The sequence below is a fragment of the Shewanella zhangzhouensis genome, from assembly GCF_019457615.1.
GTDB classification, from domain to species: Bacteria; Pseudomonadota; Gammaproteobacteria; order Enterobacterales; family Shewanellaceae; genus Shewanella; species Shewanella zhangzhouensis.
This window is the reverse complement of sequence record NZ_CP080414.1, coordinates 2,528,132-2,543,209: the sequence shown is the minus strand read 5'-3', so window position 1 is coordinate 2,543,209 and position 15,078 is coordinate 2,528,132. Positions and strand designations below refer to the sequence as shown.

General features: G+C 54.7%; 16 protein-coding genes. 8 read left to right on the top strand and 8 right to left on the bottom strand.

Annotated elements, in window-relative coordinates:
* The first annotated feature begins 2 nt into the window (after nucleotides 1-2).
* The 3 genes from ihfA to K0H63_RS10975 all read left to right on the top strand — a co-directional run bounded on the left by ihfA (nucleotide 3) and on the right by K0H63_RS10975 (nucleotide 2,347).
* Nucleotides 3-299 carry an integration host factor subunit alpha gene (gene ihfA / locus K0H63_RS10985; RefSeq protein WP_011760064.1) on the top strand — a complete coding sequence of 99 codons (297 nt, stop codon included), beginning with the start codon at nucleotides 3-5 and terminating at the stop codon, nucleotides 297-299.
* Between the two features lie 81 nt (nucleotides 300-380).
* The gene (lpxM, locus tag K0H63_RS10980; RefSeq protein WP_220064719.1) at nucleotides 381-1,307 is read left to right on the top strand and encodes a lauroyl-Kdo(2)-lipid IV(A) myristoyltransferase; all 927 of its coding nucleotides are present in this window, start codon (nucleotides 381-383) and stop codon (nucleotides 1,305-1,307) included.
* Between the two features lie 56 nt (nucleotides 1,308-1,363).
* Nucleotides 1,364-2,347, top strand: coding sequence for a GGDEF domain-containing protein (locus K0H63_RS10975; protein WP_220064718.1), 984 nt, complete (start codon nucleotides 1,364-1,366; stop codon nucleotides 2,345-2,347).
* 117 nt (nucleotides 2,348-2,464) lie between these two features.
* On the opposite strand, the gene hisIE is transcribed toward K0H63_RS10975, so the two are convergent.
* The 8 genes from hisIE to hisG are packed head-to-tail and all read right to left on the bottom strand — an operon-like array spanning nucleotide 2,465 to nucleotide 9,729.
* Complete coding sequence (gene hisIE / locus K0H63_RS10970; RefSeq protein ID WP_220064717.1) at nucleotides 2,465-3,091, bottom strand: bifunctional phosphoribosyl-AMP cyclohydrolase/phosphoribosyl-ATP diphosphatase HisIE; 627 nt, start codon at nucleotides 3,089-3,091, stop codon at nucleotides 2,465-2,467.
* 6 nt (nucleotides 3,092-3,097) lie between these two features.
* Nucleotides 3,098-3,877, bottom strand: coding sequence for an imidazole glycerol phosphate synthase subunit HisF (gene hisF / locus K0H63_RS10965; protein ID WP_220064716.1), 780 nt, complete (start codon nucleotides 3,875-3,877; stop codon nucleotides 3,098-3,100).
* Nucleotides 3,859-4,596: a 1-(5-phosphoribosyl)-5-[(5-phosphoribosylamino)methylideneamino]imidazole-4-carboxamide isomerase gene (gene hisA / locus K0H63_RS10960; RefSeq protein ID WP_220064715.1), complete on the bottom strand. Its 738-nt coding sequence runs from the start codon at nucleotides 4,594-4,596 to the stop codon at nucleotides 3,859-3,861. Before hisA ends, hisF begins: the two co-directional genes overlap by 19 nt.
* On the bottom strand, nucleotides 4,593-5,333 hold the full coding sequence (gene hisH / locus K0H63_RS10955) for an imidazole glycerol phosphate synthase subunit HisH (protein ID WP_220064714.1): 741 nt from the start codon (nucleotides 5,331-5,333) through the stop codon (nucleotides 4,593-4,595). The genes hisA and hisH overlap by 4 nt, the downstream gene beginning before the upstream one ends.
* A gap of 19 nt (nucleotides 5,334-5,352) precedes the next feature.
* On the bottom strand, nucleotides 5,353-6,420 hold the full coding sequence (gene hisB, locus K0H63_RS10950) for a bifunctional histidinol-phosphatase/imidazoleglycerol-phosphate dehydratase HisB (protein WP_220064713.1): 1,068 nt from the start codon (nucleotides 6,418-6,420) through the stop codon (nucleotides 5,353-5,355).
* Between the two features lie 19 nt (nucleotides 6,421-6,439).
* The gene (hisC, locus tag K0H63_RS10945; protein ID WP_220064712.1) at nucleotides 6,440-7,528 is read right to left on the bottom strand and encodes a histidinol-phosphate transaminase; all 1,089 of its coding nucleotides are present in this window, start codon (nucleotides 7,526-7,528) and stop codon (nucleotides 6,440-6,442) included.
* Nucleotides 7,525-8,832, bottom strand: a complete 1,308-nt coding sequence (gene hisD, locus K0H63_RS10940; protein WP_220064711.1) for a histidinol dehydrogenase — start codon at nucleotides 8,830-8,832, stop codon at nucleotides 7,525-7,527. Before hisD ends, hisC begins: the two co-directional genes overlap by 4 nt.
* A gap of 3 nt (nucleotides 8,833-8,835) precedes the next feature.
* Complete coding sequence (gene hisG, locus K0H63_RS10935; protein ID WP_220064710.1) at nucleotides 8,836-9,729, bottom strand: ATP phosphoribosyltransferase; 894 nt, start codon at nucleotides 9,727-9,729, stop codon at nucleotides 8,836-8,838.
* Between the two features lie 461 nt (nucleotides 9,730-10,190).
* Between hisG and yoaA the strand changes: the two genes are divergently transcribed.
* The 5 genes from yoaA to K0H63_RS10910 all read left to right on the top strand — a co-directional run bounded on the left by yoaA (nucleotide 10,191) and on the right by K0H63_RS10910 (nucleotide 14,939).
* Nucleotides 10,191-12,203: a DNA repair helicase YoaA gene (gene yoaA, locus K0H63_RS10930; protein ID WP_434086730.1), complete on the top strand. Its 2,013-nt coding sequence runs from the start codon at nucleotides 10,191-10,193 to the stop codon at nucleotides 12,201-12,203.
* A 117-nt stretch (nucleotides 12,204-12,320) separates the two neighbouring features.
* Entirely contained in the window at nucleotides 12,321-13,031 is a 711-nt protein-coding gene (tsaB, locus tag K0H63_RS10925) for a tRNA (adenosine(37)-N6)-threonylcarbamoyltransferase complex dimerization subunit type 1 TsaB (protein WP_220064709.1), read from the top strand.
* A 17-nt stretch (nucleotides 13,032-13,048) separates the two neighbouring features.
* Nucleotides 13,049-13,342 carry a hypothetical protein gene (locus K0H63_RS10920; RefSeq protein ID WP_220064708.1) on the top strand — a complete coding sequence of 98 codons (294 nt, stop codon included), beginning with the start codon at nucleotides 13,049-13,051 and terminating at the stop codon, nucleotides 13,340-13,342.
* Entirely contained in the window at nucleotides 13,335-14,045 is a 711-nt protein-coding gene (locus K0H63_RS10915) for a M50 family metallopeptidase (RefSeq protein ID WP_220064707.1), read from the top strand. The genes K0H63_RS10920 and K0H63_RS10915 overlap by 8 nt, the downstream gene beginning before the upstream one ends.
* Before the next feature lie 84 nt (nucleotides 14,046-14,129).
* A complete protein-coding gene (locus K0H63_RS10910; protein ID WP_220064706.1) occupies nucleotides 14,130-14,939 on the top strand; it encodes a class I SAM-dependent methyltransferase in 810 nt (269 codons plus the stop codon).
* Nucleotides 14,940-15,078 lie beyond the last annotated feature (139 nt).

Here is a 15,078-nt window from a genome sequence, read left to right as displayed (position 1 = left end):
GTATGGCACTTACCAAAGCCGAAATGGCAGAGCATCTTTTTGAAACGCTTGGCATTAACAAGCGGGTCGCGAAAGAGATGGTAGAGACGTTTTTCGAGGAAATCCGAAGCGCTCTCGAAAGTGGTGAGCAGGTCAAGCTGTCCGGTTTTGGTAACTTTGACCTCAGGGACAAAAACCAACGACCTGGCCGCAACCCAAAAACCGGTGAGGATATCCCGATCTCTGCCCGTCGTGTGGTGACATTCCGCCCCGGTCAGAAGCTGAAAAGCCGCGTCGAGTCATCCAACTCCGAAAAGTAACATCGGAATACACTGAGGGAAGGCCACTCATCTGAGTGGCTTTCCTGTTTGTGTGCTCAAAAGAGATTCTAAGTTAAGACAATGCGTTATTTTGACAGACGATTTTACTGGGGACTGCTGCATCCAAGACTGTGGGGTACCTGGATAGCCATCGGCGTCTTGCTCTTTTTGGGCGCCTTGCCTGCTGCTATTCGCGATCCCATTGCGCGTGCGCTGTCCGGGCTGGTACTGGCTATCGCTAAAAAGCCAATCCGGGTGGCAAGGGCCAATATCAAGGCCTGTTTCCCTGAAAAATCAGAACGGGAAGTGGAAGCGCTAATTCGTGAGAATGTAGCGCAGTTCGTGATGATCCTGATTGGTCAGGCCGAGCTCCTGTTCGGCAGCGAAGATCATTTACGTCGCCGGGTTTCGCTACAAGGCTTTGAGCATGTCAAAGCTGCCCGTAACGCTGGGCAGCCAATTATTTTCATTATGCCGCACGTATGGGGTATAGATTACGCCGGGCTCAGGTTAAACCTTGAGTTACCGATGGCGACCATGGCCAAGGCCCATCGTAACGAACTCTTTAATTGGTTCTCCAACCGCATTCGCAGTCGTCTTGGCGGCCATGTGTATATGCGTGAAGCGGGTCTTCGGGTGCTGATCAGCGAGATGCGCCAGGGGAACAGCTTCTTTTATCTGCCTGATGAAGATTTAGGACCTGATCAAAGTGTGTTTGCACCGCTTTTTGCCACCACCAAGGCGACATTGCCGGTAGTAGGGCGGCTGGCAGCAGCCGGTAAAGCCCAGGTGATGCCGGTCACCATAGGTTACGATGATAAGGCACATCGGTTTTCACTTACAGTGCTACCCGCCATCGACGAAGTCAGTATGGCTGGCAAAGAAAATGAAGCACTGGCGCTTAACCGCGCTGTTGAGCAGGTCATTTCGGCTTACCCTGAGCAGTACATGTGGTTTTTAAAGCTGCTTAAAACCCGTCCAGAGGGTCAGGCGTCTATTTACGATTGACGCTAAATTTCGTGCGGGCAACTATACTTGTCCGAAGTTAGCCTTTCGGAGTCTTCATGTTGCCCGCACCCATTCCCTTCGATGAGGCCGAAAGGCTTGAGGCGCTTCGCAGCCTGAATGTGCTCGATACTGAGGCCGAAGAGCGTTTCGATCGCCTGACCCGTTTGGCGCGTAGGCTGTTTGATGTCCCCATCTGTCTGATAAGCTTGATTGATACCGACAGGCAATGGTTTAAATCCTGTATTGGTTTGTCCGAGTCTGAAACCCACCGCGATATTTCCTTTTGTGGTCATGCCATTATGCAAGCCGATATCTTCGTGATTGAAGATGCGCTCAAAGACCAAAGATTTGCCGATAATCCGCTGGTGACAGGTGAGCCCCATATTCGGTTTTATGCAGGCTATCCGCTTACCCTGAGTAATGGTCACAGAGTTGGCACCCTCTGTATTATTGACCGTACCCCCCGCCATTTTGATCCTGAGGCATATCGTGACCTGGAAGATCTCGGTAAATTGGTAGTGTCTGAGCTTGAAGCCGTTCAAACCGCCACCCTGGACCCATTGACGGGCCTGACGAATCTGCGCGGTTTCGATCTTCTCGCAAAACAGTGTTTGGCCAAGTGTCAGCGGCAACAGCAGGACGCGACGCTTTTTTTCATGGATCTGGATTACTTCAAGGAAATCAATGACCGCTTTGGGCATCAGGAAGGAAACAGCGCCCTGGTGGCATTCGCCAATCTGCTGAAAGAGGCCTTTCGTGAGTACGACGTGATTGCCCGTATTGGCGGCGATGAGTTTGTTGCGCTGGTCAGCCATGAACGGTCGATGTCGCCGGCAGCCGGGATCTTAAGCCGCTTGCATCAAAACCTGGCAAGGCACAATATCAATACTCCCATTGGCTATCAGTTGGAATTCAGTTGCGGCACTGCGCGTTTCGATGCTCTGTCACCAAGCTCCCTTGAGCGGCTCTTGAAGGATGCCGATATTCATATGTACCGCGAAAAGCAAGTACACCACCAAAAGCATGACGAGCAGAACTGAAGCAGGGCGAGACAGGTGTGCAGTCTCTGCCCGTGTCACTCGTAAGAAATGACGTCTGAAAACACCAACAAAAAACGCTGCAATGGCAGCGTTTTTACATGAGTGGCAGGCAGAATTTTAGCTTCTGGCCTTATGACGCTCATAGAGGTTCGCAGTGATGTCGGCAAGTGACAGCCCCTGGTCCTCCAGCAATACCATCAGGTGAAACAGTAGATCAGAAGCTTCATCAACCAACTCTTTTTTATCGTGGGTTGCGGCGGCGAGCGCTGTTTCCAGCCCTTCTTCACCTACTTTTTGCGCCATACGTTTGGTGCCGCTGGCAAACAGGGATGCGGTATAACTGCTGCCGCCTTCGCCTGCATCACAGGCTTTTTTCCTGCCCTGAATCAAGCTCTCAAGTCCGGCGATAAAGCTGTGACTGCCATCTTGCCAACATGACTCTGTGCCTGTGTGGCAGGTTGGGCCCTTGGGCAGAACCTGCACCAACAGACTGTCGTTATCGCAGTCGGCGGCAATGCTGATAAGGCTGAGCACATTGCCGGACGACTCGCCCTTGGTCCAAAGCCGCTGCTTGCTGCGGCTGAAAAAGGTGACCATGCCGCTCTGCAGCGTCTTTTCCAGCGCGGCCTTGTCCATATAACCCTGCATCAGCACCTTGCCGCTTAAGTGGTTTTGCACGATAGCGGGAATGAGGCCGTCTTGTTTGTCCCAGTCGAGACGGTTTAAAAGGGTTTCGTCAGCCATGGACCATTACTCCGTTAACCTGATGGCAATCCCCTGAGATGCAAGGAATTGTTTAAGCTCACCTATATTGATGATGCCTTTATGAAACACACTGGCGGCAAGTGCTGCATCAACCCGGGCATTGCTGAACACCTCGGCAAAGTGGGCCATGGTGCCGGCACCGCCGGAGGCAATCAGCGGCACATCGCAGATGGCCCGAACCTTCAGCAGCTGCTCAATATCATAGCCCTGACGCACACCATCCTGATTCATCACATTCAGCACTATCTCACCGCAGCCCTGACGCTGCACTTCTTCAACCCAATCCAGGGTGTGCCAGCGGGTGTCTTTGGTGGCGGCTTCATCGCCGGTAAACTGCTTTACCGTGTAGTTGCCGCCGTCGCTATCGTAAAAGCTGTCGATACCCACCACCACACATTGGCGTCCAAATTCATCGTGCAGCCTGCGAATAAGGCTGGGATCCGACAGAGCAGGCGAGTTGATGGAAATTTTATCGGCGCCGAAGGCCAGAATTTCCCGCGCCTGAGCTGCCGTTTTGATACCGCCAGCCACACAAAAGGGAATGTCGATGCGCTCGGCAATGCGGCTAACCCAGGATTTATCCACCACATCGCCTTTGGCACTGGCGCTGATATCGTAAAATACCAGCTCATCGGCACCTTCTTCGGCGTAGCGGGCGGCGAGGGGGACTATGTCGCCCACAATTTCGTGGTTACGAAATTGCACCCCTTTAACCACTTTGCCGTCTTTCACATCCAGGCAGGGCACTATGCGTTTGGCCAGCATGCAATTGCCTCCTTTGCAGTAAATACGCCGGTTAGCAGTGCCTTACCGATAATGATGCCGCTGGCACCGGACTCCCTGACGGCTTTTACGTCTTCCAGGGTGGCAACGCCGCCGCTGGCCTGCCACTGTACATCGCTAAAACGCTCGGCCAGTTCTCGGTAAAGCGCTGTGTTGGCGCCGGTCATGGTGCCATCGCGGCTGATATCGGTTACCAAGGCGTGTTTAAGGCCCGCGGGCATAAAGGTATCCACAAGGGATTCGAGCGACTTTCCGCCGCCCTGTTGCCAGCCGTGAACTGCCACCATCTTGTTGCCCTGGGCATCGATATTGACATCGAGGGCAAGGCAAATGGCATCGCCGCCATATTTTTCAAAAAGGTCTAGTACAACCTCGGGTGATTTGACCGCCAGCGAGCCAATCACGACCCGGGCAACGCCTGCATCCAGCAGGGCATCCACATCGGCGGCGCTGCGAATGCCACCTCCTACCTGCAGTGGGGTGGACAAACCGGCCGCAATCTCTTCAATTAACCTGGTTTGCCTTTTGTCGGGGTCTTTAGCGCCGGTCAGATCAACAAGATGCAAGAGCGCTGCGCCGTCTTGCTGATAACTCAGCAATTGTGTTTTGGGATCCAGAGAAAATTCGGTCTTTTTGGCGTAATCGCCCTGAAACAGGCGCACCACCTGACCATCAATAAGGTCGATTGCAGGAATGATCATGATTGCTCCAAGGCGCCGACATTAGCTTGCGCCGGTGAATTTTCAATAAGCCCCGCTTCGGCAGCTGCAAGCCCCAGGTCGGCCAGTGTGAGTCCCAGAAAGTTTTTCAGGATTTTGGCGCCGGTGGCAGCGCTTTTCTCCGGGTGGAACTGCACTCCCATAAAATTATCTTTGGCGATGGCCGCACTGAAGGCTTCGCCATACTCGCAGCTGGCGATGGTGGCTGCGGACTCGGGGGCACAGAAGGAGTGCACAAAGTAGACCCACTCGCCAGGCTCAATGCCGGCAAATAGCGGATGGCCGGACACCTTAAGCTGATTCCAGCCCATGTGGGGCAAAGGTTGGCTGCCTGCATCCAACTCGCGAATTTCGCCAGGGATAATATCGAGGCAATCAATATCTTCACCCTTGGCGCCGCGCTCGTGTGAGCGGGTCATCAACAGCTGCATTCCAAGGCAGACGCCGAGCACCGGCTGGTGCAGGGTTGGGATAAGTTTATCAAGCTCTCTGGCTCTCAGGGCATCCATGGCTGCCGCTGCCGTGCCAACGCCCGGCAGTACCAGACGTGGCGCTACGCGAAGTACTTCGCTGTCGCGGCTTACCAGCACCTTGGCACCGAGGCGCTCAAAGGCAAACTTCACCGAGCTTAGATTGGCGCAGCCGGTGTCAATGATGACCAAATCGGCGCTTGCGGCTGCTTCAGCGGCAGAGCTGGCCGATATAATGGACTCTTTCATCAAAGCATTCCTTCTCTCATCAAAGCACGCCTTTGGAGGATGGCAGGGCATCACCTTCGATGGCAATGGCCTGACGCAGGGTTCGGCCCAATACCTTGAACAGGGCTTCTACTTTGTGGTGATCGTTATCGCCGTCGCAGCCGATGTGTAAGGTGCAGCGCAGGCCATCGGCAAACGAGCGGAAGAAGTGCGGCACCATTTCGGTGGCCATTTCGCCCACTTTATCGCGGCTGAAGCTGGCATCAAACTTGATAAACGGCCGACCCGAGATATCCATCAGACACTGACCCGAGGCTTCATCCATGGGCAGGGCAAAGCCGAAACGGCCGATGCCGCGTTTGTCACCCAGGGCCTGACGCAGTGCATCACCCAGCGCCAGCGCTGTATCTTCCACGCTGTGGTGATCGTCAATTTCAAGGTCGCCATCGACGTTAAGCTTCAGGCTGAAATTGCCGTGGGTGGCGATTTGATCGAGCATGTGGTCAAAAAAGCCGATGCCGGTCGCAATTTGATTGTTGCCGGGGGTATCCAGATCAACAGTGACCCGGATGTCGGTTTCGCGGGTAGTGCGCACCACGGTGGCGCAGCGACCTTTGGCGAGCAGCGCATCGGCAATGGCATTCCAGCCGAGGGTTTCACGCTGATACTTAAAGCTCTTGATGCCCATGGCATTGCCAAGCTCGACGTCGGTGTCGCGATCGCCAATCACCGCTGAGGCGGTGAAATCCACCAGACCTTGGGTCAGGAAGGATTTCACCAACCCGAGTCTGGGTTTGCGACAGCTGCAGTTTTCATCATTGAAGTGCGGGCAAATAAGCACCTCATCAAACTTAACGCCCTGACTTTCAAAAACCTGCATCATCAGGTTGTGGGGCGCATCGAAATCTTCCTGGGGGAAAGATGGGGTGCCGAGGCCATCCTGATTACTGACCATAATCAGTCGATAACCGGCTTTTTGCAGCCGCAGCAGCGCGGGAATGGCGTTTGGTTCAAACACCAGCTTGCTGAGACTGTCGACCTGCTTATCTGTTACCGGCTCTTCAATCAGGGTGCCATCGCGGTCGATAAAAAGCATTTTCTGGGGCATGGGTACTCTGTCCTTATGATTATTTGCTGTCGATGCGGCCGATGGCCTCGATAATGGAATCCGTCTCTTGCTCGCTGGTGTAGCTGATGCGAATGGCACCTTTAAGCCTTGGGTGGCTGTAGCGTCTGGCGACTATGCCTGCATTGGCAAGGGCTCTGGCTAGTGCCTCCACATCATCGCTGAAGGCGAGCACATAGTTGCCGCCGCTTGGCAGGACGCGAAGGCCTGCATTGGTAAGCGCTACCGCGAGTCTTGCGCCCTGTGTATTAAGCAATACCACATCTGCGCACATTTGGGTGACGCCCTGCTCGGAAAGCGCTTTTTCGGCAATCACAGACACAGGTACAGGCACCGGATAGGGCGCAATCACCCGCATCACCAGCTCGCACACCGAAGCGCTTGCCAGCAGGAAACCGCAGCGGGCACCGGCAAGTCCAAAAGCCTTGGAGAGGGTGCGCAGCACCACCAGATTTTCAAATTCTGCCATCAAGCCTGTGGCACTTTGGGCGGGTGAGCCGTCTGGGTTGCGGGCAAATTCGATGTAGGCTTCATCAACCACCACCAGCGCATTGGGGAAGGTTTTTGCCACCCGCGCAATTTCATCAAGCGGCAGCAAGGTGCCGGTTGGGTTATTGGGGTTGCAGACAAACACCAATTTGCTGCCTGTTAAGGCCGAGATGTCGTCAGGCAGGCTGAAATCTTCCGCCAGCGGCAGGGTGTTGACCGCCACATTAAAGGTGGCCGCGCTGATGGAGTACATGCCATAAGTTGGGCTGAAAATGCCGATGCTGTCTTTGCCGGGCACACAAAAGGTGCGAATAAGCAGTTCAATGGCTTCATCGGCGCCGCGGCCGCATATCAGCTCATTGGCCGCAACGCCGGCATACGCCGCATAGGCGGCAATCAGCCCGGGTGGCTGGCACTCGGGGTAGCGGTTGGCGCCATCAATGCCAGTGCGGTTAAAGGGTGACTCATTGGCATTTACCCAAATTTCGCCGCTGCCACCAATGCGCCGAGCGCTCTGGTAGGGCTCCAGGCTTAAAAGCTCAGGGCGGGCGAGGCGTGCTGCCAGGCTATCCGCTGGAATTGCGTTTACCTGAGATGTCATTGACCATTCTCCTCACGTGCGATGGCATCAAGCCTGACTTTTACCGCATTTTTGTGGGCATCCAGTGACTCGGCCGCAGCCAGTGTCATCACAGTTTGACCAAGTCCTTTCAGTCCGTCCGCAGTTAATTCCTGCACTGTAAAGCGGCGGCAAAAATCGGCCAACGACAGGCTGGAGACGGTTTTGCTGTAACCGTAGGTGGGCAGCACGTGGTTGGTGCCGGAGGCATAGTCGCCAACCGATTCCGGCGTAAAGGCGCCTAAAAACACCGACCCTGCCGCACGAATGCGTGGCAGCAGCTCCCTTGGCTCGCGGGTTTGAATGATGAGATGCTCCGGGGCATAGAGGTTAGACACCATTGCCGCCTCATCCAGGGTGTCAGTCATGATAATGCGGCTGCATGACAGCGCGCCTTCTGCGGTTTCCCGTCGTGGCAGCAGCGCAAGCTGGCGCTCAAGTGCCGCTTCAACGGCCTTGGCCTGGGCGCTGGAGTCGGTGACAAAAATTACCTGTGAGTCACTGCCGTGTTCAGCCTGAGATAAGAGGTCGGCAGCAATAAACTCAGGATTGGCCGTATCATCGGCAATCACCAGCACTTCGGAAGGACCGGCTGGCATATCTATGGTGACCGCGGCCTGGGTATCCCGTGCCACCTGGGCCTTGGCTTCTGTTACATACCTATTGCCGGGACCGAAAATCTTATCGACTTTCGGCACGCTTTCGCTGCCGTAAGCGAGCGCCGCAATGGCCTGGGCGCCACCTATTTGGAACACATCGGTAATGCCGCACACGCTGGCCGCGTAAAGAATGGCGTCATCGATGGGCGGCGGGCTTACCAGCACCCGTTTGTTGCAGCTGGCAATGGTTGCAGGCACTGCCAACATCAGCACGGTGCTGATAAGGGGGGCGCTGCCGCCAGGAATATAAAGCCCCACCTTTTCAATTGCTTCACTTTTAAGCTCACAGCAAACCCCCGGTTGGGTTTCCAGGCTGATTTCACTGAACTGCTGGGCGCTGTGAAAGCGGGAAATATTGGCGCGGGCGGCATTGATGGCGTCTTTAAGCTCGGGGCTGACGCGCTCGCAGGCTGCCGCAATGGCTTCAGCACTCAGCGCCAGCGTATCGATTTCGGCTTTATCGAAGCGCGCCGCGTATTCAATAAGGGCCTTGTCGCCACCACGCTTCACATTGTCAAGAATGTCACTGACCGAAGCCGCCAGACTGTCGTCACCCACCAGAGGTGAGCGGGACAGCGCCTTGCGCTTGGCATCCTCGTTTAAGCTGTTCCAGACCAAGGTTTCCATCGCTTACCCCATCATTTTTTCGATTGGCATTACCAGGATGGAGCTGGCGCCAAGGGCGGTCAGTTCTTCCATGGTGTCCCAGAACAGGTCTTCGGTGCTGACCGCGTGGATGGCAACCCGATTGGTTTCATCATTGAGCGGCAGCACAGTGGGGTTTTCGGCGCCGGGCAGCAGGGCGACGATTTGCTCCAGCGTTTCGGTTGGGGCGTGCAGCAGGATGTACTTGCTTTCACGGGCACGGATAACCCCATTCACCCGGGAGAGGATTTTATTGATAAGTGCCTGCTTGGCATCGCTTTGTGGCGTGGTGGACTGAATAATACAAGCCATGGAGCGGAAGATGACTTCAGTTTCGTACAGGCCGTTGGCTTCGAGGGTGGCACCTGTCGACACCAGATCGCAGATACCATCGGCAAGGCCGGCACGGGGCGCCACTTCCACTGAACCCTTTAATTGGCAGTCCTGATAGGATATGCCTTTATTTTGCATAAAGCGGCGAAGCAGGTTGGGGTAGGAGGTCGCGATCCTAAGGCCTTCCAGCGAGCTTGCATCGCCATAAACAAATTCGGTTGGTACCGCCAGAGATAAGCGACAGGCACCAAAGTCCAGTTGTCTGAGCTTAACGACGTCGGATGCATTGCCAAGACATTCGCGCTCAAGCTGCTCTTCTTCCAGTACGTTTTCACCGACTATGCCTAAATCGACCACACCGTCCATTACCAAGCCGGGGATGTCATCGTCACGCACCCGCAAGATATCCACGGGCATATTGTCGGCGTGGGCGATGAGCCGCTGTTCATTCACGCTGAATTTTACCCCGCAGCTTTTCAGCAGCTGTTGGGATTCGGTGGACAGGCGTCCGGATTTTTGAATGGCAATTCTCAGTCTGGCAGTCATGGCGAAATATCCTGGTATCTAAAGTAATGTTTAAAATCAAAAACTTTGGTGCAAAGAAAAACCCCCGGAATTCCTTCCGGGGGTTGTCCTGAAACTTTAGATCATGACCGCCAGAAGGAATGCACCTTCGGCAGTGAGCTTCCGAAGGCTACCGCTTGTGATGGTGATGATGGTGCTTGGCAGTCGAAAGCTGGAACATGTGTCTTTAATCCTGTGTCTGGCGCCGTGCGCTCGTTACATTTACTGGCTGGCCGAATTTTTCGGACGCTTTTTACACTAAAGGCTTTCAGGATGCTTTGCAAGAGCGTTTTTCGTCAATATTAAAAAAGTTCAGCTTTGCATGAATATTCATGTGACTCAGGTCTGATTTGGCGTCTGTTCCATACTCCGCTTGTGGCAGTCAGTGAAATCGGCATAATGCATTCAACCAAAAGGTGAATCACCTCAATGCTGGAGCAAGTTTGTCTTCCCAATCCGCTGCCAACAAGCTGATAACCCGTACTCAGGCCGTCTTCGATGAGGGTGGGCTGCTGTCGCGTTTTATCCGCGGCTATCGGCGCCGTGAGGTCCAGCAGCAGATGGCAGAGGAAGTGGCATCTTGCTTAAGTCATTCCCACAAGTTGGTACTGGAAGCAGGTACCGGTGTGGGCAAAACCTTCGCTTATCTGGTACCGGCGCTATTAAGTGGCAAGCAGGTGATTGTCAGTACCGGCAGTAAAAATTTGCAGGAGCAGCTCTTTTATAAAGACTTACCGGCCCTTTTGGAGATGCTTAAGCTCCACCTGCCAGTTAGCATTTTAAAGGGGCGCAGCAATTATTTGTGCCAGCGGTTGATGGCGGCGCAGATGGAGTCGGCCTTCAGTCACGATGAGAAGCTGTTGGATGATTTACTCAAGCTCAATCAATTTGCGCAAACCACAGAAGATGGTGACCTTGGCAATCTGACCGGCGTGGCCGAAGATGCCCGCGCCATCAGTCTGGTGGCCAGCACTCAGGATAGCTGTACCGGCCAGCGCTGCGCCTTTTATGAAGACTGCTTTACCCGTAAAGCCCGTGCCCGGGCCATGAATGCCCGCTTGATTGTGGTGAACCATCACCTGTTTTTTGCTGACAGGGTGCTTAAAGACACGGGCTTTGCCGAACTCTTACCCGATGTGGATGCGGTGATATTTGACGAGGCGCACCTGTTGCCTGATATCGCGATTCAGTATTTTGGCTCTCAGCTTTCAACCGGCAGCCTGCGACGGCTGCTTGATGGCATAGAGCGGCTCACCGAAGGCGAGCTTGGCGATACCCAGGGGCTTAAGCTTTTGCCGCAGCGTGCCCGGATTAAGTTGGATGCCTGGCAAAATTGCCTGGTGGATGCAGGCAGCAGTGATTTCAGGCAACTGCTGAAAGATAAAACCGCGGCATTGGCCGCAGGTGATTTGATTGGTGAGCTCTCAGCGCTGGAAGCTTTACTGCTCGCCAATGTGGGCCGCAGTGAGCCGCTTGATGATTTTGCCGTTAAGCTGCCGGAGCTTAAGCAAAAGCTTGTACGCTTCATCGCCTGTGACGATCCTGGGTCTGCCTATGGCATCGATATCGGTGAGCGCCATCTGATGCTACGTATTTCCCCCATCGATATTGCCAAGGCGTGCCGTGAGTTATTCAGCGAAGACACCGCCTGGGTGTTTACCTCGGCGACCTTGCAGGTGGAACGAAGCCTGCAGTTTTTTACCCGAGAACTTGGGCTCACATCTGCTGCGCATTCGTCTATTAATCGAGGGAATGCCAGTCGAAGTCAATCCAGCGGCGCTGCCAAATCCTCAATGTGCAAAGAAGTGCTGCTCGACAGTCCCTTTGATTACCCCAGGCAATCTCTGTTATGTGTGCCGCGCCGCCTTGGCAGCGTTGCCAATCAGGATGCCATGGTGCGCCAGCTCACCGAGGTGTGCCTCAAGCTGATTAAGGCCGCCAAGGGGCGCACCTTTATTCTCTTTACCAGCCACAGGATGATGGAGGCCGTCGCCCGCGCTCTGGTTGGCCGCTGCCACTATCCTCTGCTGGTTCAGGGGCAGGGCGGTAAGCAGCAATTACTATCCAAATTCAGACAGTTGGGTGAAGCGGTGCTGCTTGGCACCGGCAGCTTTTGGGAAGGCGTCGACGTGCGTGGCAAGCTTCTGTCGTGCGTGATTATCGATAAGCTCCCCTTTGCCTCGCCGGATGACAGTCTTTACCGAGCGAGAGCCAGCAGGGTAGAGGCGAGAGGTGGCGATCCCTTCCTGGAAATTTCGCTGCCCCAGGCGGTGATTGCCCTGAAGCAGGGCGCTGGAAGGCTTATCCGCGATGAGACCGACCGTGGCGTACTGGTTATCTGCGATAACCGTCTGGTGAATCGGCCCTATGGGCAGGCATTTTTGCAATCCTTGCCGCCGATGGCCCGCACCCGTGATTTGGGTGCAGCCTGCGCTTTTTTAGAGGCAATTGATTGAATTTAATCCGACTGCTGACCTTAGCCGTTTTATGGCTGGCGTTTTATCGGGTAAAATCACCCCAATGACCCACAGGGCCCTCTTTCTGTGGCCAACGATTTTGGAAACTCGTACCCCATGACGCAGCCAATTGCACTGCCGGACAATCCGGTGATCCTCGCGCTCGATACCTGCACCGAAGCATGCTCCGCCGCGCTTTATGCCAAGGGTGAAACCTATGCCGATATGGCCGATGCGCCCCGTGAGCACAGCCAGCGCCTGCTGCCCATGATTGATGGGCTGTTAAACAAGGCTGGGCTCAGCATTAGCGATGTCAACATCATTGCCTACGGCCGTGGCCCGGGCAGCTTTACTGGCATTCGCATCTGTACCAGCATGACCCAGGGCCTTGCGCTTGGCCGCGAGCTGCCGGTGATTGGTATTTCTACCCTGGCCGCCATGGCGCAGGAAGCGATGGAAAAGAGCGGTGAAACCCGGGTGCTGTGCGCCATAGATGCGCGCATGTCTGAAGTCTATGTGGGTGAGTATCGGATGCAGGATGGCGTGGCGACACCGGTGGGTGAAGAAGCAGTATTGCCACCGTCGATGGTGAAGGTATCTGACGGCGTTAAGCTTGCCTGCGGTACAGGTTTTGATGCCTATCCAGCGCTTTTGACTCTCGGACACGGCCTGGAGCTCAGTACTGAGGTGAAATTTCCTGCCGCTGAGGCTATGCTGACTCTTGCCAGACTAGGCATTGCAGAAGGGCTGCACACCAGTGTGGATGACTTGGCACCTGTGTATCTTCGCGATACTGTGGCCTGGAAGAAACTGCCCGGCCGTGAATAATCTGAGGACTCGCTGATATGGTGATTAACGCTGCACAGATTGCGTTTTTTGGGGCAAGCGCCCTAATTCCGCGCGCTTTGCCTGCGTCATCACCGCAAGCCGACGAAATGCCTGAGCAGTCCCCCAGCGTGACTGGCGCTCAGGCAAGAACGCTGATGGCGTCCTGGGATAGCGGATTCACGCCTAATCAACAGCTTAACTACGATGAAACGCCCCAAAGCCGGGGTGCCATTGCTGAGTATTTGTTGACCCAGCATGGCGAACGGCGGGAGCAAATTCGTGCCATGGTCGGCATAGATCTCTATGCCTGATATCAACACATCGAATGCAACCTCTGAGCGCACTGTCATAAGCCCTCATCCAGGGCGTGGCATATTCCTGCTGGAGCTGGCCGTTGCGGCCTTTATCACCCATATCCCATACCTCGGCATCCCCTTCAAGTGGTTGGAAAGCTTTTTCCATGAGCTGTCTCATGCATTGGCGACCCTACTGACCGGTGGGACAGTGAGCCATATCCAGTTGTTTCCCAATGGTGCAGGGCTTTGTTTCTCAGGTGGTGGTATGCCTGTGGTCATAGGTTTCAGCGGTTATGCAGGCGCAGCGGTTTGGGGACTGACGCTGTTTGTCATGGCGACCTGGCCCAGGGGTATAAAGCCAGCTTTTGCCTTGCTTGGGGTGATGGTGTTGGTGGTCTTGCTGTTTTACGCCCGTGATGTGCTGACAATGGGTATTTTACTGGTTCTGGCAGGGTTATTTTTTCTGCCTTTGAAGCTCGCCAGTGCGCCGTGGCTGGTTATGCTGCTCAGGCTACTGGCTCTCATAGGGCTTCTGAATGCCCTTAACAGTCCAACCTACCTGTGGGGGCTTGAGGGGCTGGGGGATGCCGTGCTCCTGAGCGATTTAATCTGGTTACCGCCTGTATTTTGGATTGCATCCTGGCTGGCAGTGGCGGCGGCATGCCTCTGGCTTTGTTGGCGACGGGTAAATGCCCTGGTCAATTGCAACAAATTATGAATATCCCTTGGAAAACGTCCTGAGCCTTGTTAGCTTCGATGCCAGTATTGGTAAGGTATTTCGATGTATTTCAAGGAGAACAAGATGAACAAGTTACTGGTAGCGGGCCTGGTATCCTGGGCCGGACTGACAGGGATGGCTCATGCCATGACATTGGAAGAAGCAGCTGCCAACAGTCTGCGCACCCCCGCCAATGTTGAGCGCGATCAGTATCGTCATCCCGTTGAGACCCTGAGCTTTTTCGGTGTGAAGGACAATCTTACTGTGGTGGAGTTCTGGCCCGGTGGCGGTTGGTATACCGAAATACTGGCACCACTGCTTAATGAAAATGGCCAGTATGTTGCTGCGAATTTTGAAACCAATCCGGCACCCGAGGCCAACAGTCCTGCCTACCGTATTCGTCTGGGTAAGGCGCTGGAAGGCTGGCTCGAAACCCATGCCGATAAGGTGGGGAATGCGAAAACCGTGACCTTCGACCCTCCCCATAAAACCTCATTGGGAGAAAGCGGTAGCGCCGACGTGGTGCTGACATTCCGCAACATGCATAACTGGGCCATGGCGGGCCAAGCAGAGATGGTGCTCAGCGCCGCCTTTGATGTATTGAAGCCAGGCGGTGTATTCGGCGTAGTGGAACACAGGGCCAAGCCGGGGATGAGCCTTAAGTCAGGCTACATGGAAGAAGATGAAGTGATCCGTTTAGCTAACGCTGCAGGCTTTGTGCTGGCAGACAAGAGTGAAGTAAACGCGAATCCCAGGGACACCAAAGACTATGCTGACGGCGTCTGGACTCTGCCGCCATCACTTCGTAAGGGGGATACGGATAAGGCACGTTACCTGGCCATCGGCGAGAGTGACCGTATGACCCTCAAGTTTGTCAAACCGGCGGAGCGTTAATCTGGATTGACTCAAGCGTTGAATGGGGCACTGCTGCACCTTTAATAGGCCTTTAAGTCAGCGCCCATGCTGGAAAATGCCGATACCGGAACACCGCCGGTGTCGGCATTTTTCACTGTATGTCAGTGATGGGATGAGT

Coding starts and splice junctions, on each gene's coding strand:
- ihfA (WP_011760064.1), top strand. CDS start 3: ATGGCACTTACCAAAGCCGAAATGGCAGAGCATCTTTTTGAAACGCTT.
- lpxM (WP_220064719.1), top strand. CDS start 381: ATGCGTTATTTTGACAGACGATTTTACTGGGGACTGCTGCATCCAAGA.
- K0H63_RS10975 (WP_220064718.1), top strand. CDS start 1,364: ATGTTGCCCGCACCCATTCCCTTCGATGAGGCCGAAAGGCTTGAGGCG.
- hisIE (WP_220064717.1), bottom strand. CDS start 3,091: ATGGCTGACGAAACCCTTTTAAACCGTCTCGACTGGGACAAACAAGAC.
- hisF (WP_220064716.1), bottom strand. CDS start 3,877: ATGCTGGCCAAACGCATAGTGCCCTGCCTGGATGTGAAAGACGGCAAA.
- hisA (WP_220064715.1), bottom strand. CDS start 4,596: ATGATCATTCCTGCAATCGACCTTATTGATGGTCAGGTGGTGCGCCTG.
- hisH (WP_220064714.1), bottom strand. CDS start 5,333: ATGAAAGAGTCCATTATATCGGCCAGCTCTGCCGCTGAAGCAGCCGCA.
- hisB (WP_220064713.1), bottom strand. CDS start 6,420: ATGCCCCAGAAAATGCTTTTTATCGACCGCGATGGCACCCTGATTGAA.
- hisC (WP_220064712.1), bottom strand. CDS start 7,528: ATGACATCTCAGGTAAACGCAATTCCAGCGGATAGCCTGGCAGCACGC.
- hisD (WP_220064711.1), bottom strand. CDS start 8,832: ATGGAAACCTTGGTCTGGAACAGCTTAAACGAGGATGCCAAGCGCAAG.
- hisG (WP_220064710.1), bottom strand. CDS start 9,729: ATGACTGCCAGACTGAGAATTGCCATTCAAAAATCCGGACGCCTGTCC.
- tsaB (WP_220064709.1), top strand. CDS start 12,321: ATGACGCAGCCAATTGCACTGCCGGACAATCCGGTGATCCTCGCGCTC.
- K0H63_RS10920 (WP_220064708.1), top strand. CDS start 13,049: ATGGTGATTAACGCTGCACAGATTGCGTTTTTTGGGGCAAGCGCCCTA.
- K0H63_RS10915 (WP_220064707.1), top strand. CDS start 13,335: ATGCCTGATATCAACACATCGAATGCAACCTCTGAGCGCACTGTCATA.
- K0H63_RS10910 (WP_220064706.1), top strand. CDS start 14,130: ATGAACAAGTTACTGGTAGCGGGCCTGGTATCCTGGGCCGGACTGACA.